The organism is Neoaquamicrobium sediminum (assembly GCF_040970315.1).
In the GTDB taxonomy this organism is placed as follows: Bacteria; Pseudomonadota; Alphaproteobacteria; order Rhizobiales; family Rhizobiaceae; genus Aerobium; species Aerobium sediminum.
The window spans coordinates 1-19,094 of sequence record NZ_JAZHFV010000001.1; the positions used below are offsets into that span (position 1 = coordinate 1).

Consider the following 19,094-nt stretch of genomic DNA (forward strand, 5'->3'; position numbering starts at 1 on the left):
CCAACAACCGCAACGCCATTGCAGGGCCTGCCGACGTCGCCGGCCTGAAGCTGCGCACGATGGAAAACCCGACCCACATCACCGCCTTCGAGGCGCTGGGCGCGGCTCCCACCCCGATGGCATGGCCGGAGGTGATCGGCGCCCTGCAGCAGGGCACCATCGACGGCCAGGAAAACCCGCTCTCCGTCATCACGTCCGCCAAGCTGTCGGAAGTGCAGAAGTACCTGACGCTGTCGGGCCACGTCTATTCGCCGGCGATGCTGCTCGTCTCCAAGCAGCTCTGGGACAGCATGTCGGCCGAGGACCAGGAGATCTTCCGCAACGCGGCGTCCGAAGCCGTGACCGCCATGCGCGGCTTCGTCGACGACGTCGAGACCTCCGGCGTCGCACAACTCAAGGAAGCCGGAATGGACGTCGGAGAGCTGAGCACCGAGCAGAAGGCGATGTTCCAGAACGCGCTCGGCAGCGCCTACGAGCAGTATTACGGCACCTACGGCAAGGACCTGATCGACCAGATCATCGCGACAAAATAGGCCGCGACCGACCGTGACAGGCTGACCGGCGCGGGCCATCCGCGCCGGCCTTTGGGAGGGGAGCCGATGCACACTTTCGAGCGTATCTTCGTTGCAATCAACAAATGGGTAGTGGTGCTGCTGCTGGCGGCGATGTCGTCGATCGTCTTCGCCAACGTCTCGCTGCGCTATCTCTCGAACTTCTCGATCACCTGGGCCGAGGAAGTCGCCCGCTATCTGATGATCTGGATGACATTCCTCGGGGCGGGCCTGTCGCTGCGCATCGGCGGGCATGTCGCCATCACCAACCTGCATGACTTCCTGGGTACCCGGCCCCAGCGCCTCCTGCGCGCATTCATCGGCCTGCTGCTGATCTGCTTTTTCGTCGCCATGATGTGGATCGGCTACGAATACATGAACCGCATGGGCCGCCAGCTCACGCCGGCAACCCGCATTCCGTTCAGCTATATCTATGCCGCCATGCCGATCGGCTTCGCCCTGATGATCGCGCATTTCCTGCTGATCGCGCGCAGCTACATCCTCGGCGAGGATCTGCCGACCGACAATGTTCCGACGGAGGGGGCCGCCGGATGATCGCGATCCTCTTCTGCTCTTTCTTCGTGCTTCTCGTCATCGGCGTGCCGGTCGCCTTCTCGATGGCGATTGCCGCAGCGCTCGCCGTCTATTTCGGCTCAAGCTACCCGCTGATCGTCGTGGTCAAGGAGATGTTCTCCGGCCTCGACAGCTTTCCGCTGATGGCAGTGCCGTTCTTCATCCTCGCGGCCGAACTGATGTCCGGCGGTGCGATGACCACCATCCTGCTGCGCTTCGCCTCGCAGTTCGTAGGCCACCTGCGCGGCGGCCTCGGCTACGCAAACGTGCTGTCCTCGACCATGTTCGCAGGCATTTCCGGCTCGGCGCTGGCCGATGCCGCGGGTCCCGGCGCCATGATGGTGCGCATGATGGAAAAGGGCGGCTACGACAAGCCCTATGCCGGCGCACTCACCGCCTCGGCAGCCGTGATCGGGCCGATCATCCCGCCCTCCATCATCATGATCCTCTATGCCATGCAGGTGGAGGAGGTGTCCGTCGGCGCGCTGTTCATGGCCGGCATCCTGCCCGGTCTTCTCATCATGCTCATGCTGTGCGCGGCCAACTGGTACATCTGCCGCAAACGCGGCTACCGCAGCACGGAGCCACGGCCGGGCGCGCGCGAAATGCTTCGCACGACGCTCTACGCGCTGCCCGCACTCTTCCTGATCGTTATCATCATCGGCGGCATCCGCACCGGCATCTTCACCCCCACTGAAGCGTCCGTCGTCGCGGTCTTCTATGCGCTGCTTTGTGGCATGTTCGTCTATCGCTCGCTTAAGCTGCGCCACCTGCCGGACATCATCTATCGCGCGGCCCTCGTCAGCATCGCCGTCCTCATCATCCTCGCAGCGGCGCGCGCTTTCGCTTGGGTGCTCATAATCCAGAGCGTTCCGCAGACGCTTGCGGCTGTCATCGTGAGCTGGGAACTGAGCCCGATCGTCTTCCTGCTTGCGATCAACGTTCTGCTCCTCGCCTTCGGCCTCTTCATGGATCCGCTGCCCGGCGTCATGGTGCTGGTACCGATCCTCGCGCCGATCGCCCATTCGCTCGGCATCGACCCGGTCCATTTCGCCATCGTCGTTATCGTGAACCTGACGCTTGGGCTGATCACGCCGCCGGTCGGGAGCCTGCTGTTCGTGGTTTCATCCGCCGTCAAGCTGCGCGTGACCGAGCTTGTCGGCGAAATGCCGCCTTTCTTCATCGCTCACGTCATCGTGTTGCTCATCCTGACTTTCGTGCCGGCCGTTTCGACCTGGCTGCCGCATATCAGCGGTTTCTGATGCGCCGTTAACTCAGCCGAAATCGGGTGTTGTCATAACGGTCAGGCCCCATTTGCATGGCGGCGACATCGATGGCGCATGGAAGCCCTGTGGGCGAGGATTGAACGAATGGCAGTCTTGGTGACGGGCGGTGCCGGCTATATCGGCAGCCACATGGTCTGGGCACTGGTCGACGCAGGCGAGGAAGTGGTCGTCCTCGATCGCCTCTCAACCGGTTTTCGATGGGCGGTGGCCCCGGAAGCGGAGCTGGTGGTCGGCGATATTGGTGACCAGGAACTGGTCGCGTCGCTGATCGAAACCCATGCCGTCGATGCCATCATCCACTTCGCGGGCTCGATCGTGGTGCCGGAATCCGTGAGCGACCCGCTCGGCTACTACGCCAACAATACCTGCAAAACCCGCAACCTGCTCGAAGCTGCCATTCGCGGCGGGGTCAAGCACTTCATCTTTTCGTCGACCGCGGCCGTGTATGGCGCGGCCGGCCTAGAGCCGGTGCGCGAGAACGCGACACTTGCGCCTGAATCGCCCTACGGCACCTCCAAGCTGATGAGCGAACTGATGTTGCGGGACGCTGCCGTCGCACATGATTTCACCTACACTGCGCTGCGCTACTTCAACGTCTCGGGCGCGGACCCGCGCGGACGCACGGGCCAGTCGACGCCCGGCGCCACCCATCTCATCAAGGTCGCCAGCGAAACCGCGCTCGGCAAGCGGCCGGCACTGACCGTCTTTGGCGACGACTACCCGACTCCGGACGGCACCTGCGTGCGCGATTACATCCATGTGTCGGATCTGGCGGCTGCGCATCTTCTGGCGCTGCAGCGCCTGCGGTCCGGGGGCGGCAACCTCATCGCCAATTGTGGCTACAACCACGGCTATTCCGTGCTGGAAGTCATCAACGCGGTGCGTCGCGTTTCCGGCGAGGATTTTACCGTGGAGATGGGCCCACGCCGGCCGGGCGACGCCGCGGCCGTCGTCGCCGATTCCAGCCTTGCCCGTGCTGAATTCGGCTGGAAGCCGGCCTATGACGATCTCGACACGATCGTCGGACATGCGCTTTCATGGGAAAGCGCGTTGTCACGCCGCAACCAACGGGACTGACGGCGGCCCGTCAGCCGCGAAACCATCCCGCCAGATGGTCAACCGTACGGGCGATGTCGAAATCGCGCGCACCCGTCTCCTGCATCGCGGTCATCCCCGCGCGCGCGCCGGCATCGACAGCCAGAATGGCGCGCGCCATGTCCTCGACGGTCTCGAAGACCGCCGCGTCGCCGTAGACCGACCGCGCGCCGGGCCAGTCGATGACGATCGGCACCGCTCCGGAACAGATGCCTTCCGCGACCGAGGTGTGGCAGCCCTCGCTTTCAGACGTCGACAGGATGAACCCGACATTGCGATACCATTCGGCCATGTTGGCGCCCGGCCGGTCGAAAATCACTGCGTCCCGCAGATCCTGATCGGCATTCAGCCGACGGAAAAGCGTTTCGAAAGCCTCGCGCTCAGGAGCGTTGTCCTTCCAGATCCACTCGAACTCCCACGGCATTGCGGAACGCACGCGCATGCGGAACTCCGGATCGCTGCGGCGAACGATACGCAGGATGTCGAGGGCTCGGTCGAAACGCTTGTGGTGATAGCCATTGATGCCGACGAAACCGAGCGTCTTTTCCGCGCCGGGATTCTTGTCACGCCGAAGCTGATCGGCCAGGCAATATTGCGGCAGCACGCTGATCCGCTCGCCGCTCCAGCCGAATTCCCGCACGCAGATGTCGCGGAAATGGTCGCTGACGACAATGACGCCGTCGAGCGCGTCGCCGACCACCTCGCGTGGAAACGGCCTGAACGCCTCGAAGCGGTGAAGCCGCACATAGAGCTTCTGGTGCGGTTGCTTGTTGCGGCTGTACCATACCGCCTGACCCACGCACCACTCGCAGAAGATGATGTCGGCATCGCGCAGCAGCGAGCGGCTGTAGGCTTCGTCATGGGTCGAGGCCGAATACCAGTGGTCGCGCACGATCTCGCAGTCGCCTGCCTCCGCGAGCCGTTTCAGCGCTGTGTCGATGAACTTGAAGTCGTGCGAGGCGACGATCACCTTCGGTTTTGCCTGTGCCGCTGCGCGGCGCGGCCTTTCCAGTAGCAGCGCCTTACGCAGGCGCTGCGCGGCTGCCTCGTAGGTAAAGCCCGCGGCAAGGTCCAGGCAGCGCTGCCGCATCGCGTCGTGCCGGCCCGGATCGGTGGCAACGCCACGCGCGGCTGAAATCACATCGTCCATCGTCTCGGCGAAATAGGCATAGTCCGCACCCAGAAGGGCCTCGTAGGCGGCGGTCCTGTTGACGACGGAGGGCACGCCGACGCTCGCGAATTCAAGGAACTTCGTCGAGATTTCAAGAGAATCGTTGAGCGCGTCGGTACGCCAGCAGAGGCCGAGGTCGTGGCCTGCCGATTCCCGCATCGCGACCTCGCGATCCATCGCACCGTGCCAGGTGATGCCTGGCGTCGACTTGAACTTTTCCAGGATGCGGGCACGAAAGCCCGGATCGTCCTTTTCGTTGTGGACCTTGTCGCCGATCATCGACACGGTGGCTTCCAGCCCGGCTGCTCGGCATGCGGCCGGAATGTCGAAGAATGCCTCCACGTTCCAGTCGGCCGAATATTTGCCGGAATAGACAAGGCGCACGGGCTGGCGACCCGATGCGGCGGGGGCCCCCTCGGCCGCCACCGGTTTGACCATCGGCGGCAGGACCGACACCTTGTTTGCCGCGCCGTTGAAGACCGCTTCCAGAAGGCCCCGCTGCGTATCGGACTGGACCAGAAGCCCTCCGGCTTTCTCCGTCAGTTCCGCCAGTGCAGAACGGTCATCGTCGAGGTCGAGCGACGGGCTTTCCAATAGATAAGCCCAGACCCGCGCACGCAGGGCACCGACGCGCACGAGCGCCAGCGCGGTTTCCATGTCGCGCACTACGATCCGGTCCAGACCCTCCTGCTGGTCGATATGCTCGACGATCTTCGCGATTCCGGTGCTTTCACCGGGTTTCGGATGTTCGGCGGCGATTGCCTCGAAGTCGCCGTAGCAGACGATGCGCACATTATCGAGCCGCTCCAGTGCCGGTACGACGCCCTTGCCGGCCAGAGGGTCGCGACTGAGAACGATCACCTCGCAACCGAGCTGTTGCGACAGGATTTCCACGATGCTCTGGACCCATATGGTCGAGCCGTCGATGAGGTTGAGTCCGACGCTGGCGTAGACCAGGACCTTCATGGGAGCCTTCTTGATTTCGCTAGGAATGTCTGCGACATCAGCCTCTCTAGAGAGAGCATCCCGAGGATGCAAGGAACTCCCCTGCCTTCACGCGGGACCGGTATCCGGTCGCGATGCCGCCCGTTCGGGCGATGCGCGCGCGGCAGCGGCGCTTAAGGACGTTGTATTGATGAGCTCCGACAACGGCATGCGGGAAATCGGCGGCTATCTCCGGGAGCTGGAAAAGGTCAATCGCCAACTCGCCACCGAGAACACGCAGTTGCGCGTCTCCCACAGCTACCGCCTCGGCAACGCCTTCGTTGCTTTCGCCAAGAACCGCCGGATCGGCGGCATTCCGCAGTTGCTGCGCCAGATCAGGCAGGCGATGCGCCCTATGCAGGCGCACGCGCCTGCCCTGCCAAAGCGGCCTGACGAATTTTACGATATGCTGGGCGCGTCGGGTTCCGACCTCTTGCGCAAGCGGGTCGAGGAATCGCCTGTCGGCACCAGGATCATCCGGCAAGCGACCTTGCACGGGACCAGTGCCGATCTGCTGCGCCTCGTAGGCGTGATCGGACCCGACATCGCCACGAGGTGGGGCGGCGCAGTCAAGGATGCCTGCCTCGCCTATGACCGGTGGGATGGCGACTGGAGAACGCTGGAGCCGACCCATCTCGTCATCGACACCGATGAACTGGCTCGCCAGCCCGGCTGGCACCACGTCTTCACGCTGCGCGATCCAGCCGCTACCGTCGAGGCCGCAGCCATGCTTCACAAGGCGCGGCGGCAGGGGCTCGTAACGGTTCTGGTCGAGCCGTCACAGCCGAACCGTTTTCCGCTGCTTTCGCGCGCAAAGCCGCTTTTCGACGTGGTGCTCGAGCGTGACGATGTTGCGATCGATCGCCTGGCCGCAAGCGAGGCCCTCACAGCGCCAGAATAGCGCGCTCCAGCTCTTCGCCACGCCGTCGCCAGGACGTTCCGTCCGCCCATGCGCGACGCGCTTCGCGTGCCGGCGCGGTTTCCTCGGCGAGTACCGCTTTGACACCTTCCGCGAATTCGCCGGGCGTCCGGTAAAGCCGCACGTGGCCGGCGGCCGCCTCGATCTCGGCTGATGCATAACTCACCACCGGCAGGCCGGCGGCGCAGTATTCATAGAGCTTGAGCGGATTTATCGCGTTCACCAGTTCCGGCATGGCGGCAGCGTCGAACGGAATTATACCTGCCTGACAATGGGCAAGGAACGATGGGATCCGTGCGAAAGGCACCGCGCCAAGCAGATGGACGTTGCCGGGCAAGGCCTGCGGCAGATCGGTCGTGACTTTACCCAGCAGCACGAATTGCAGATCAGGAGAGGCCTGCGCGGCCGCCAGCAATGCTGTCCAGTCGAACCATGGCCCGATCGTGCCGGCGTAGATGATCCTCGGCCCGGCGATGCCCCGCAACTCCTCCGGCTCGTCCCACGAGCCGTAAAACCGGTCGATGTCGACGCCGTTGGGCAGGTAAAGCGTCTTGCCCTCGCGTCCGCCCAGGTCGTCGAGCAGCGCCTTGGACGTGTGCACGACAAGCGCGGCGTCGCGGAACACGGCCTGCTGCTTGTCCACCAGAGCCGGCGTCACCTCGGGAAAGCACTGGATGCGATCGGCGTAGCGATAGACCGTCGGCACCCCCAGTGCGCCGCCCAGCGAATGGAAATAGGGACTGTCGAACAGCAGGGCCCGCGCGTCCGAGAAGCCGCTGGCCGCCACGTAGCGCGTGATCGAAGGGTAGGTATGGCGCCACCAGCGATCGAGGATGAAGGCATTGCGAAAAACGGGAACGTTCACATGTGGCCACCAAGCCGCGACGCTCAGGAGCCGGACGCTGCCGCCGGCCGGCGTGGCGAACACCTGCTCGCGGCCGCGCGCCGTTTCGGCCGCGCTTCTCAGCTTCCTGCGAGCGATGCCGCTCGATCTCGGGTGCACGAGATGGAGCAGCGAGGTTGGCTGGTCGAGGTAAAGGACGTCCCAGCCACGGTTGGCAAGCGCCTCGGCGAGATAGGAGGTACCCAGCCGCATCTCCGGCATGTAGGGGTGCGCGGATGCGACGATGACCTGCGGTGGCGACATGAAATCCCGGCTGTGTGGGCGACGCGGTCTCTTAGCCCCTGACCCCGCCCCTGTCCAGTTGGCCGGGAAGCTTTGAAAGGGAACAAATACCTTGCAGCCGCCTCAATGGTCGGGCAAACGGTGTCCCGGCGCGGCGCGGGACACTCGCTGCCGCATCAAGCGGGATAGAATTCAAGGTATCAGCCGTTGCAAGCCATCCTCGCCGAATTTCGCTCCGTCGTCACGTCGTGGCGGTTCTGGTCCCTGTTCGGTTTTCACGACGCTCAGCTTCCGATGCACCGCACGCGTTTCGGATTGCTGTTCTACACGTTCCAGTCGCTGCTGCGCGTCACCGTGATCTTTCTCGTGCTCGGTCCGGCCGTCGCGGCAAATCATCACGACTATTTCGGCTATCTCTCGATAGGCATGCCGTTGTTCGCCTTCTATTCGGCGGCAGTTACGTCCGGCTACGGCATCCTGACGCGGAACAAGATCATTCTTGGCAACGGCAACGTCACCTATCTGGCCTGCGTCATGCGGTTCATGACGGAGCACTCGGTGCGTTTCGCCTTTTCCATATTGGGTTTTGCAGGATACCTCGCGGTCTATCCGCAGACCTTCAACGCAGCCATGCTGCTGCTCGTACCGGGAATCATCATCGCCGTCGTTTTCATTTTCGCGACGGCGCTCACCTTCATGGTGGTAAGTTCCTTTCTGCCGAACCTGGCAGAGGCGGTGAACTCGATCATGGGCATCATGTTTTTCGCAACCCCGCTTCTATGGTACGCCGACGAGCGCGGCGGGATGAGAGGCCTTATCGCAATGGTCAATCCGTTCACCCATCTGATCGCCGTCGTCCGCGAGCCTGCGCTCGGACGCGTACCGGAGGCGATCTCCTATATCTACGCCTGCTCCTTCACCTTGCTGGTGGTGGTCGCGTCGATCTGGCTTTTCGGCGTCACGCGCAGGTGGATGATCTTCAAGGTCTGACGAAGAGGTTGCGGCGATGACACACATCGAACTGACCAAGGCAGGCGTCGACTACCCGGTCATGCGCAGCGGGCGCGACCGCGGGCGTGGCGTCGGCGACCTGCTCGGCGGCACCATCTTCAAGATGGAAAGCCGCACATTCGTGCGCGCGCTGGACAACATCAATCTCGATCTGCGCGAAGGCGTGCGCCTCGGTCTGATCGGCAACAACGGCTCCGGCAAAAGCACGCTGCTGCGCACGCTGGCAGGCATTCTCCCGCTTTCGCGCGGCACCCGCACCTACAGCGGCAAGATCCTCACGCTTTTCAGCACGGTCGCCGGCATCGACCTGAGATTGACCGGCCTGGAAAACGTCCAGCGGCTTGCCGCTCTCCACCAGCTCGACCCGAAGCGGATCCCCGACGTCGTCGAGGACATCGTCGATTTCACCGAGCTGGGCGACTTCTTCGATCTGCCGGTCGGCACCTATTCCGCCGGCATGCGTGCCCGCTTTGGCTTCGCCTTCATGACCGCGTTGGAGGCCGACATCCTCCTGATAGACGAGGTCATCGGGGCCGGCGACAAGCGTTTCCATTCGAAAGCCGAGAAGCGACTGGAAACGTTCACAGCGTCCGGCGGCATAATCGTCGTTGCCTCGCACTCGACGGCCGTCCTGTCGGCGCTCTGCACACGGGCGGTCGTGATGCGCAAGGGCAGGATCGCGTTCAGGGGGTCCGTGCCGAAGGCATCCGCCTTCTTCACGGCAAGCGAGACCGGCGGCGCCACCGGAGACGATCCATCCGCCGAGCAGCCCGCTGCCTGACGACACGGCGCTAGAAACGCGGAGCAGCACTTGAAGGTAGCAATCGTATTCGGAACCCGCCCGGAAGCCATCAAGATGGCGCCTGTCGTGGCCGCGTTTCGCGCCGATTCCGCTTTCGAGACCCTCGTCTGCGTGACGGGGCAGCATCGCACGATGCTGGATCAGGTGCTCGGTATCTTCGGGATCGAGCCTGACATCGATCTCGACATCATGACGCCCGGCCAGTCACTCACCGACATAACCGTGCGTGTGCTGCAGGGTATGGAAAAGGTGATCCGCGAGCACAAGCCGGACGTCGTTCTGGTCCATGGCGATACGACCACGGCCATGGCGGCGGCGCTGGCGGCCTTCTACCATCAGGTGCCGGTAGGCCATGTCGAAGCAGGCCTGCGCACCCGCGACATCATGCGTCCGTGGCCAGAGGAGATGAACCGCAGCGTCATCGACGTGGTCGGACGCTGGCTCTTCGCGCCGACGCCGCAGGCGCGCCAAGCCTTGCTCGACGAACGGATCGACGCTTCGCGCATCGCCGTTACCGGCAACACCGTCATCGACGCGTTGCTGATGGCCTCCGATCTGATCGAGGGCGACGCGGCGAGGCAAAATGCGATCGCCTCGGATTTCACCTATCTCGATCCGGCCAAACGTCTCTTGCTGGTCACGGGGCATCGCCGCGAAAACTTCGGCGGTGGCCTGCGCCGCATGTGCGAGGCACTCGCGCGGCTGGCGAGGCGCGGCGACGTGCAGGTCGTCTATCCGGTCCATCTGAACGAGAACGTACAGCAGGCCGCACGCGAGACCCTGTCCGGCGTGGACGACGTCTTCCTGATCGATCCACTGGAATATCTGCCGTTCATCTACCTGATGCGTCGGTCGCACCTCATCATCACCGATTCCGGCGGCATCCAGGAGGAAGCGCCGTCGCTCGGCAAGCCTGTGCTCGTCACCCGCGACGTGACGGAGAGGCCAGAGGCAGTAGAAGCCGGCACCGCACGTTTGGTCGGAACAGATCCTGACGTCATCGTCCGTGAGGCGACCCATCTTCTCGATTCGCCCGAGGCGTACAGGCGTGTCAGCGAAATCACCAACCCCTACGGGGACGGCAAGGCCGCCCAGCGGATCCTCGAAGCGATCAGGATCGGCATTTCCCGTTGATCCAACGGCATCCAACTGCGTTGACGAGCGGCTTCGCACGCGATAGCACGATCTTGGAACTGGTTCCGCCGCGAGGCGGATGAAAATGGGAACGCGGTGCGGCCTTTGTGGGCCAATGCCGCGGCTGCCCCCGCAACTGTAACCGTTGAGCCAACTACCGGACATGCCACTGGCCTCGATCGGCCGGGAAGGTGGAAGGAGGCGATGACACGGGAGCCAGGAGACCTGCCGTTCCAGTCACCCAAGCCAGGATACGGGGTGTGTCCTAGCGCGGTCGTCCGTCGCGGTGACATCGAAAGTTGCCGCATGCCGGAAACGGCCGGGGTTCGATGTGCATTCGCCCGTCATAAGCCTCAAGCCTGAAACCGTCTGCGGTTCTGATGAAACCGGGGCGCGTAGCGCCCTTGCCTGGAAGCGGGGACAGACATGAGACAGTGGATTTTGACGGCAAGCGCGCTGGCGCTCGCATGTGGGGCGGCGCAGGGGCAGAGCGCGCTCGGTACGGACAACGACACGACCGTTCTGGACACGATCGTGGTAACGACGCCGTTGCGGCGCGAGACGCCGCTGATCCGTTCGACGTCGTCGGTGACGGTTGTCGACGAGGCGGAGATAGCAAGCTCGGCGGCGGCCGACTTGCCGTCGTTGCTCAAGCGCTACACCGGCGTTTCGATAACCAGCTACGGTGGCCAGGGCGCTTCATCCAACGTGCAGCTTCGGGGCATGTCCTCGACCCAGACGCTGGTGCTGGTCAACGGCGTGCGCACCGCAGCGGCAACAAGCGGCACCAGCTCGCTTTTCAATATTCCGCTGTCGGCGATCGAGCGTATCGAGATCGCCAAGGGGCCTCATTCTTCGCAATACGGCGCCGATGCGATGGGCGGCGTCATCAACATCATCACCAAGCGCGGCGGTGCCTGCGGTGACGGCCGCAATTTCTGCGGCAGCGTGACGGCGGGCGTCAGCCATCCGTGGGGTGCGCAGCTATCCGCAGACCTTCGTGGCGAGGTGGACGGCCTCGAATATTCGGTCGGCGGCGGCATCCTTGGCACGCGTGGCTACGACTTCACCCTGCCGACGACCTGGGGGCACGAACCCGATGATGACGGGTTCATGCAGGGCTCGTTCAATTTCTCGCTTTCCAAGCAGTTCGGCTGGGGCCGGCTCTATGCCGACGGTCTCTTCTCGCGTGGCCGCAGCCAGTATGACGCCACCGCTCCCGGCTTCAACGAGGTCGACACCACGACTTTCGCTGGCAAGGCCGGTGCAACCTTCGACCACACCGACGACTGGTCGTCGACGGTGGAATTTTCGAGCGGCGTAGACCTGAGCACGAATTTCCGTGACGGCGTGCCGGGCGAGGACGAATTTGACACGACCCGCTATGGCGTTCTTGCATCGACAGAAAAGAGCTTCACGACTGGACTGGTCGACCACACGCTGCTTGGCGGCTTCGAGGTCTATCGCGAAAGCGTCGACACCACCTTGCCGCTAGCCGTCACGGGCCGCACGCTTGCAGCCGGTTTCGCGCAATACTCGCTCGACTATGGCGCGCTTACCGTCGATAGCGGCATCCGCCACGACTACAACGAGCAGTTCGGTGATGCGACCACCTACAATATCGGCGCCAGCTACGAATTCGTGCCGGGCCTTGTCGGCCGCGCATCCTATGGTACGGGCTTCCGCGCCCCGACCTTCAACGACCTTTATTACCCTGGCTATTCCAATCCGGACCTGCGCCCGGAGAAGTCGCAGACCTACGAGGTCGGGCTAGCCTGGCAGCCGAACGCCGATACCAGCGTCGATCTCGTTTTCTACCAGACGTGGCTGCGTGACGCGATCGCCTCAATGCCGGCGACCTATATCCCGTTCAATGTCGCGCGTGCGCGCATCACCGGCTTCGAGGCATCTGTGTGGCACGCTTTCGACGAGCGCTGGAGCGGCAAGGTGACCCTCGACGTGCGCGATCCGGTCAATCTCGATAACGGGCTCCATATCCCCAACCGCGATCGCTTCAAGGCGGGCGCGGAGCTGAACTTCGCCGCCACCGACAAGCTCGACCTGTCGGCCAAGGTGCTCTACGTGGCCTCCAAGCACTCGAACGTGGCCAACACCACCAGGGCGCCGGACTATGTTACGGTCGATCTTTCCGCCAGCTATCGCTTCGATGAGAAGTCGACGATGAAGTTCTCGGTCGAGAACCTGTTCGATGAGACGTACGAGACTGTTGCGGGCTACCGCGCGCCGGGCCGGACGATCAATTTGAGCCTGACACGGCAATTCTGATCGGGAAACGCGCCGTGTTCATCGCCCGCGCCATAGTTGCCGTTTCCCTGACAATTGCTGCGGGGATATCGCCGGCGCGGGCGACCGACGCCGCACCAAGCCGCGTCGTCTCGATGAATGTCTGCACCGACCAGCTCGCCATGCTGCTGGCCGCGGAGGGGCAGCTCCACTCCGTTTCGCACCTTGCCGGCGATCCGGGCGTGTCCGTGCTGGCCGACGAGGCGGGACGCTATGTCGTCAATCACGGGCTCGGCGAGGAAATCTTCCTGATGCAGCCGGACCTGGTGATTGCCGGCACTTTCACCACGCGGGCAACCATCGACATGTTGCGGCGCCTGGGCTTTCGGGTGGAGGAATTCGCCCCCGAAGGCACGTTCGAGGGCGTGCGGGCCAACATACGCCGCATGGGCGAGTTGCTTGGGCGGCAGCAGCGCGCGGATGAATTGATCGCGGAACTCGATGCGGGGCTGGCGGAACTGGCACGCGAACCGGCGCCGCCGCTTTCCGTCGCGATCTATTCCGCCAACAGCTACACGTCCGGCGACGGCTCGCTGTCCAACGCCGTGATAGAGGCCGCAGGCCTGCAAAGCATCGCCGACCGGCTCGGGATCGTCGGCGTCCAGCGCCTTCCACTCGAGGAGCTCGTGCTTGCCAACCCGGATCTGGTCGTGCTCGGCGAACGCACTTACGACCGCCCAGCTCTCGCCCATCAGAATTTCCGGCATCCCGCCTTCACAGCGATCGCCTCGCAGGACCGGCTGGTGCGCATTCCCGACCGCTACTGGATATGCGGCGCGCCCTTCACGCTCGAGGCGGCGCGACTCCTGCGCGATGCGGCGAATGCCCATGCAGAGGCCGCGCGATGAGCGATCGCATCAGCTATGCGGCGGTGCTTGGCGCGCTTGCGGCGGCAACGCTTGCGCTGTTTTTCGTGTCGCTGACCACCGGACCGGCGGATGTCGGCTTCGGCGAGAGCATCAGGGCGCTTGTTTCCGGCGACGCCGACCTGCTGACCCTGGTGATGCGTGAGATACGCCTCCCCCGCGCGCTGCTGGGGTTGATGATCGGCGCGACCCTCGGTCTCTCCGGTGCGGTACTGCAGGGCTATCTGCGCAACCCGCTTGCAGAGCCTGGCCTCCTCGGCATCAGCGCTTCGGCCTCTCTGGGCGCCGTCGTCGCCATCTACACCGGTATCTCGGTTGCCTTTCCGCTCGGCCTGCCGCTTGCAGCCCTGGCGGGCGCCGTGCTGGCTGTGCTGCTGCTGCGCGTCATGGCCGGAGAGCGCGGCGGCACGCTCACGATCATCCTGGCAGGCGTAGCAATTTCGGCCTTTGCCGGCGCGATGACATCGCTGGTGCTGAACCTGTCGCCCAACCCCTTCGCCGCTACCGAAATCGTATTCTGGATGCTGGGCTCGCTCACCGACCGATCGATGACCCATCTGTGGCTGTCGGCCCCATTCATGCTTGCAGGCTGGGTGATGCTTGGCATGCTGACGCGGCCGCTTGACGTGCTGACGCTGGGCTCGGATGCCGCCGCAAGCATGGGGGTCGACATGCGTCGGGTCCAGTTCCTCGCCGTGTTCGGCACGGCGGCTTCTGTCGGCGCGGCTACCGCGATCGCCGGCGCGATCGGTTTCATTGGACTTGTGGTGCCCCACGTGCTGCGGCCGCTGGTTGGTGCCGTGCCATCCCGCCTGCTGCCAGCCAGCGCGCTGGGAGGCGCTACAGTGCTTCTTGCAGCAGACATACTCGTCCGCCTGATCGCACCCGGCCGCGACCTGAAGCTCGGTGTGCTTACCGCCATCGTCGGCGCGCCGTTCTTCCTGTGGCTCGTCTGGCGCACACGGAGGCGGATGCTGTGACGCTGCTGGCCCTTTCCAGTCTTTCGGCCGAACTCGGCGGCAAGACCGTGCTGCGCGACGTCGCACTGACGGTCAAGGAAGGCGAATTCGTCGGCCTGATCGGGCCCAACGGGGCCGGAAAGTCGACCCTGCTGCGCACCATCCTCGGCTTGACGCCGTCCCAAGGCAATATCGAGCTTGGCGGCCAGGCTGCCGCATCGATGAGCGCGGCGCAACGCGCCAAGCTGGTCTCCTACCTGCCGCAGGAGCGCGAGATCGCCTGGCCGGTAACCGTCGAGCGTCTTGTCGGCCTCGGCCGCGCGCCCCACCTGCCGCCTTTCGCCCGTCCCGGCGCGGCGGATGAAGCGGCGGTACGTGAGGCTATGCGGCGCATGGATGTCGAAGACTTCGCAACCCGCCGCGCCACCGAGCTTTCCGGTGGCGAAAAGGCGCGCGTGCTGATCGCCCGCGCGCTGGCGCAGGAGGCGCCCTTGATGCTGGCCGACGAGCCGACGGCCGGGCTCGATCCCGCGCACCAGATCACGCTGATGCGCGTGTTTGCCGGGCTCGCCAAGGAGGGGCGGAGCGTCATCGCGTGCCTGCACGACCTTGGACTCGCCGCACGCTGGTGTTCACGGCTGGTTCTCTTGGCCAACGGATCGATCGTCGCCGATGGCCCGCCTCGGGACGTTCTCACCGCTGCGCGTCTGCGCGACGTATATGGCATCCAGGCCTATCTGGGCGAAGACGGCGGCGGCCTCGTCGTCCACCCGCTCGACCTGGCCGAATGACGAGGCGAAGACAATGACGCAGCTGCCGCAACTCCTTGCCGAACATCTTTGCGACTGGCGCTCCGGCTGGAGCATGGGCACGTTCGGCGCGATCGCCGAGTTCCATCACGACGAAGGGGAAAAGCCGCAGGTTGACGACGCAGCCGGCCTTGCCAGAGCTACATCGAGAGGCGGTGTCCGCATCGATGCCGACCGTGTCGCCGAGATCGTGCCCCTCGCCTACGAGACCCTGAGCCCGCGCGCCCATCGCTGGACGCAGGCGGTCGCCCTGTGCATGCCGGAGGCGACAGCGCGACGCACCGCGCGCGCCGTGCTGACCGAGCTTGGGCCTGACATCGAAGCTGTGCGGCCGCAGGACCGCGATGGCGTGCTGTTCGACATGGGGCTTTCGCTGCCGCAATGCGATTTCTGCATCAGGACTGCCGATCCGGCGCTGCTCGAAATCTTGCGGCAGGCCGAAGGGCGCTCGCTGTTCGAACCCGGCAATCCGGCGATGCCAGCTATCCTCACGGCCCATCCGCACCGCGTGGCGATCACCAATATCGGTCGCGTCGAGGTTTATCAGAAGATCGGCGGGCCGGACACGGGCGGCGTCTCCCCGCCTGGACCCCACACCCACCTGTTACCCAAATTGCTCGCCACCGGTCGCACGCACTCGGCAAACACACCGATACCGAAAGGGTTGCTGCCGCTCGGCTCGCTTCATCCCGGCAATCCCGTGATCGGCGCGATGGGCGAAGACCGCCCGTTCGACGCCGCGTTGCATGAAGCCTTCCAGCAGATGCTCGTCCGTTTCGGATCGACGGAAGCCGTCGCCGAAAAGACGCGGGTGCTGGAGGCGGTTTCACGTGCCGACGAACCGACTACCTATGGTCTGCCGCGCACGCGCCTCGGCCGCGTCGCGATGCGACTGGCCCTGCGCCAGCAGGCCCATGTGACGGCAGAGGCTTCGGATACCGCGGCGCATGCCGAAATCAACCGCTGGATTGCCGCGATCGAGCCAGCGGGCGGCAACGAGGCCGACACCGACGACGACGCGCCCGGTCATTAGGCGTTCAGGTACCCACCAGCTTCAGCGGCTTGTCGAAAACGGCAAGAACGCGGCCGAGTTCATGTCCGCGCTTGAGGATCATCCCGCTCGCGGCGACCACCGAAAAAGCGCCCTGTCGTCGCGCCAGCGCCGGCGTCTTGACGATCTGGTAGAGCGGCACTTCGCTGGTGCGCCGAAAGACCGAGAACACTGCACGGTCCCGCAGATGGTCGATGGCGTAGTCGCGCCATTCGCCTGCCGCGACCATGGTGCCGTAGATTTTCAGGATCTGATCGAGCTCTCGCCGATGAAAGGTTACCGGAAGCTCATCCCGCTCGCGCCGCCTTTCGTGCAGCGGGATCAATATTGCGGAATCGTCCTTACCCTCCGCTCCGGTGCCGTGATCGGTCATGCAGTGGCCTTTCGTGACAGTTCGACGACAATACGAAGGTCGCGCTTCCAGACCGGAAATGCAAGCCCCGTTGCCCAGCGCGGGTCACGTCAGGGTTCGATGTGAAGTCGAAAAAGTTCCGTCACATTGCATCACAAAGTGCCACGGCGTGTCGTGATTGGTGATGGCTCGCCTTATTGTCGCCGCATTTTATCCAAGCTGACGCCCCATTGTGTGGCGACCATCCACCTGTTGCCTGAGACGGTTCGGTCCGGCAAGGCCCTGTAACCCCAAGCCCCCCGCCCACGGGGCAAGGTCGGATCGAACCAACTCCGGGTGAACGCCCGGACGTCGAAGGTACGACGATCCCAAAGCAAGCAATCACCGGCGCTGGTCCCAGTGCCGGTTTTTGTTTTTACGGGAACCGTCTGACGGTGTCTTCACCAGTTTGGGGGACGGGTAACGATCGCGGCGCCCAGGATCGGGCCGGGTAGTCCACCCGACACCATCTCCTGCACGAGCACGGCGCAGCCGCCGGCGCCCTTCTTGGCGACTTCGCTCATCGGCAATTCGAACCGCGCCTTCTTGCCGTGCCACATGCCTGCCGAGTGAAAGCCCGACACGGCGTTCAGATAAGTGAAGTTTCGGCCGCGATTTTCGCCGCGGGTGATTTCCACCTCGCTCGCCGCATTGAAATAGACCAGCACGACATGTGCTTCGTCGACCGAACGCGGCAATTCGCCGGTCTCGATGATGACCGAATCGCCGCTGTAGGAGACCTTGACGTCAACGACCATGCCTTCCGCGGTACCCGCCATGCGCTCTATGGCCGCCTCGACCTTGCCGCGCTTGGCGCCATTCATCTGCTGGCGGCCGTTGACGACCGCCTGGGGCGTGTAGACTGAGCGGTTCCCGAAGGCGCGGTTGTATTCCTGCTGGCGCGCGGTGTTGTCGGCGCTGGCGAGCGTGTCGCGCCAACCGAGATAGTCCCAGTAGTCGACGTGGTAGGCCAGAGCCACCACGTCACCGGCCAGCGCAAGGCGACTTAGCGTCTCGTCCGCCGGCGGACAGGAATTGCAGCCCTGGCTTGTAAAGAGCTCCACGACAGCCTTCGGCCGCTTGACATTTTCCTGCGCGAGCGCGCCATAGGGCAATGCAAGCAGGAGCACGGCCGTCGCCAGCCTCAGAAGGTTCACGCCCAATGGTTGTTTCCGAATTTCCCTGTCGGGTCCCCGACCGGACCCTTCTTGATGGCTGCGCAGATTAGGCATCGCAGCCCTCAACGGAAAGTCACGTTGCGGTGAAATTTTTGTACCAATCTTCAATGCCGTGCTTCGGAGCCGCGAATGTTTGACGATCTGCAGACCCGTTTCGACCTCTATTGCGAACGTACCGGCCCGGAATTCTGGTCAGAGCCCGTCAATGCACTGACCAATCTCGCTTTCGTCATGGCCGGACTGTGGGGCCTTTGCGCGACGCGGCGGCGCGGGAAAGACGCCTTCTCGGAATTGCTTTGCTGGTGGGTAGTGGCGATCGGCGTCGGCTCCTTCCTGTTCCACACCTTCGCCACCCGGCTCACTATGTGGGCCGACATCCTGCCGATAGCCGGCTTCACGCTTGCCTATACCCTGTTCAACCTGCGCCGATTCATGGGCCTGTCCTGGCTGTCGTCACTGATGGCGTTCGTGGCGTTCTATGTCGTAGCCGGCGTTTTCACGGCGCTCGTGCCAGACTGGCTGCGTGACGCCTCCAACGGTTCGACCGGCTATCTGCCGCCTTTCCTGGCGCTATTCGTGTTCGGTCTGCTGGTTCTGCGAAGCGGACACCCGGCCGGCTGGTACAACCTGGCAGCCGCCGGCATCTTCGTCGTATCCGTCAGCTTCCGTGCACTCGACCCGCATGTGTGCGAAGCCATGCCGCTCGGCACGCATTTCCTCTGGCACACGCTCAACGGGCTCCTTCTGGGCGTGCTGCTGGCAGCCGTTGCGCGATATGGAGCCGCAGGCGATGCCCGGCTCGCACGGCCACCCATTCAGTCGGCCGGATGAACCTGCAGGCCCCTTTGCAGTAAGCGTCGCCTTGCCGCAACTATGGTATGATC

The 19,094-nt window shown here is 64.0% G+C and carries 18 protein-coding genes and 1 riboswitch; of the genes, 14 read left to right on the forward strand and 4 right to left on the reverse strand.

The window, feature by feature from the left end:
- The 4 genes from dctP to galE form a co-directional block, all read left to right on the forward strand.
- A partial coding sequence (gene dctP, locus V1479_RS00005; protein ID WP_368801125.1) for a TRAP transporter substrate-binding protein DctP occupies window positions 1–533 on the forward strand: 533 nt, incomplete at its 5' end.
- 66 nt (window positions 534–599) lie between these two features.
- On the forward strand, window positions 600–1,106 hold the full coding sequence (locus V1479_RS00010) for a TRAP transporter small permease (RefSeq protein WP_368801126.1): 507 nt from the start codon (window positions 600–602) through the stop codon (window positions 1,104–1,106).
- Window positions 1,103–2,386: a TRAP transporter large permease gene (locus V1479_RS00015; RefSeq protein WP_368801127.1), complete on the forward strand. Its 1,284-nt coding sequence runs from the start codon at window positions 1,103–1,105 to the stop codon at window positions 2,384–2,386. The genes V1479_RS00010 and V1479_RS00015 overlap by 4 nt, the downstream gene beginning before the upstream one ends.
- 108 nt (window positions 2,387–2,494) lie before the next feature.
- Window positions 2,495–3,487, forward strand: a complete 993-nt coding sequence (galE, locus tag V1479_RS00020) for a UDP-glucose 4-epimerase GalE (RefSeq protein WP_368801128.1) — start codon at window positions 2,495–2,497, stop codon at window positions 3,485–3,487.
- 10 nt (window positions 3,488–3,497) lie between these two features.
- On the opposite strand, the gene V1479_RS00025 is transcribed toward galE, so the two are convergent.
- Window positions 3,498–5,642 (reverse strand): glycosyltransferase family protein, encoded by a 2,145-nt coding sequence (locus tag V1479_RS00025; protein WP_368801129.1) that lies wholly within the window; start codon window positions 5,640–5,642, stop codon window positions 3,498–3,500.
- Window positions 5,643–5,811: 169 nt separating this feature from the next.
- On the opposite strand from V1479_RS00025, the gene V1479_RS00030 reads away from it, so the two are divergent.
- Window positions 5,812–6,561 (forward strand): hypothetical protein, encoded by a 750-nt coding sequence (locus tag V1479_RS00030; RefSeq protein WP_173189152.1) that lies wholly within the window; start codon window positions 5,812–5,814, stop codon window positions 6,559–6,561.
- Here V1479_RS00030 and V1479_RS00035 read toward each other — a convergent pair.
- A complete protein-coding gene (locus tag V1479_RS00035; RefSeq protein WP_368801130.1) occupies window positions 6,545–7,726 on the reverse strand; it encodes a glycosyltransferase in 1,182 nt (393 codons plus the stop codon). The genes V1479_RS00030 and V1479_RS00035 overlap by 17 nt on opposite strands.
- A 186-nt stretch (window positions 7,727–7,912) precedes the next feature.
- On the opposite strand from V1479_RS00035, the gene V1479_RS00040 reads away from it, so the two are divergent.
- From V1479_RS00040 to V1479_RS00075, 8 genes are all read left to right on the forward strand, one after another.
- Window positions 7,913–8,695 carry an ABC transporter permease gene (locus tag V1479_RS00040; protein ID WP_368801131.1) on the forward strand — a complete coding sequence of 261 codons (783 nt, stop codon included), beginning with the start codon at window positions 7,913–7,915 and terminating at the stop codon, window positions 8,693–8,695.
- Between the two features lie 16 nt (window positions 8,696–8,711).
- Window positions 8,712–9,497: an ABC transporter ATP-binding protein gene (locus V1479_RS00045; protein ID WP_368801132.1), complete on the forward strand. Its 786-nt coding sequence runs from the start codon at window positions 8,712–8,714 to the stop codon at window positions 9,495–9,497.
- 30 nt (window positions 9,498–9,527) lie between these two features.
- Complete coding sequence (gene wecB, locus V1479_RS00050; protein ID WP_368801133.1) at window positions 9,528–10,652, forward strand: non-hydrolyzing UDP-N-acetylglucosamine 2-epimerase; 1,125 nt, start codon at window positions 9,528–9,530, stop codon at window positions 10,650–10,652.
- A 43-nt stretch (window positions 10,653–10,695) separates the two neighbouring features.
- Window positions 10,696–10,899: riboswitch (cobalamin riboswitch) on the forward strand.
- 179 nt (window positions 10,900–11,078) lie between these two features.
- Window positions 11,079–12,938 carry a TonB-dependent receptor domain-containing protein gene (locus V1479_RS00055; protein ID WP_368801134.1) on the forward strand — a complete coding sequence of 620 codons (1,860 nt, stop codon included), beginning with the start codon at window positions 11,079–11,081 and terminating at the stop codon, window positions 12,936–12,938.
- Between the two features lie 14 nt (window positions 12,939–12,952).
- Entirely contained in the window at window positions 12,953–13,804 is an 852-nt protein-coding gene (locus tag V1479_RS00060; protein ID WP_368801135.1) for an ABC transporter substrate-binding protein, read from the forward strand.
- Window positions 13,801–14,802: a FecCD family ABC transporter permease gene (locus tag V1479_RS00065; protein WP_368801136.1), complete on the forward strand. Its 1,002-nt coding sequence runs from the start codon at window positions 13,801–13,803 to the stop codon at window positions 14,800–14,802. Before V1479_RS00060 ends, V1479_RS00065 begins: the two co-directional genes overlap by 4 nt.
- Complete coding sequence (locus tag V1479_RS00070; protein WP_368801137.1) at window positions 14,799–15,572, forward strand: ABC transporter ATP-binding protein; 774 nt, start codon at window positions 14,799–14,801, stop codon at window positions 15,570–15,572. Before V1479_RS00065 ends, V1479_RS00070 begins: the two co-directional genes overlap by 4 nt.
- 13 nt (window positions 15,573–15,585) lie before the next feature.
- Complete coding sequence (locus V1479_RS00075; protein ID WP_368801138.1) at window positions 15,586–16,623, forward strand: DUF6925 family protein; 1,038 nt, start codon at window positions 15,586–15,588, stop codon at window positions 16,621–16,623.
- A 4-nt stretch (window positions 16,624–16,627) separates the two neighbouring features.
- Here V1479_RS00075 and V1479_RS00080 read toward each other — a convergent pair whose 3' ends face one another.
- Window positions 16,628–17,014, reverse strand: coding sequence for a DUF2794 domain-containing protein (locus tag V1479_RS00080; protein WP_173189137.1), 387 nt, complete (start codon window positions 17,012–17,014; stop codon window positions 16,628–16,630).
- 419 nt (window positions 17,015–17,433) lie between these two features.
- Window positions 17,434–18,189, reverse strand: coding sequence for a DUF1223 domain-containing protein (locus V1479_RS00085; RefSeq protein WP_368801139.1), 756 nt, complete (start codon window positions 18,187–18,189; stop codon window positions 17,434–17,436).
- A 150-nt stretch (window positions 18,190–18,339) separates the two neighbouring features.
- On the opposite strand from V1479_RS00085, the gene V1479_RS00090 reads away from it, so the two are divergent.
- Window positions 18,340–19,041 (forward strand): ceramidase domain-containing protein, encoded by a 702-nt coding sequence (locus V1479_RS00090; RefSeq protein ID WP_368801140.1) that lies wholly within the window; start codon window positions 18,340–18,342, stop codon window positions 19,039–19,041.
- Window positions 19,042–19,094 lie beyond the last annotated feature (53 nt).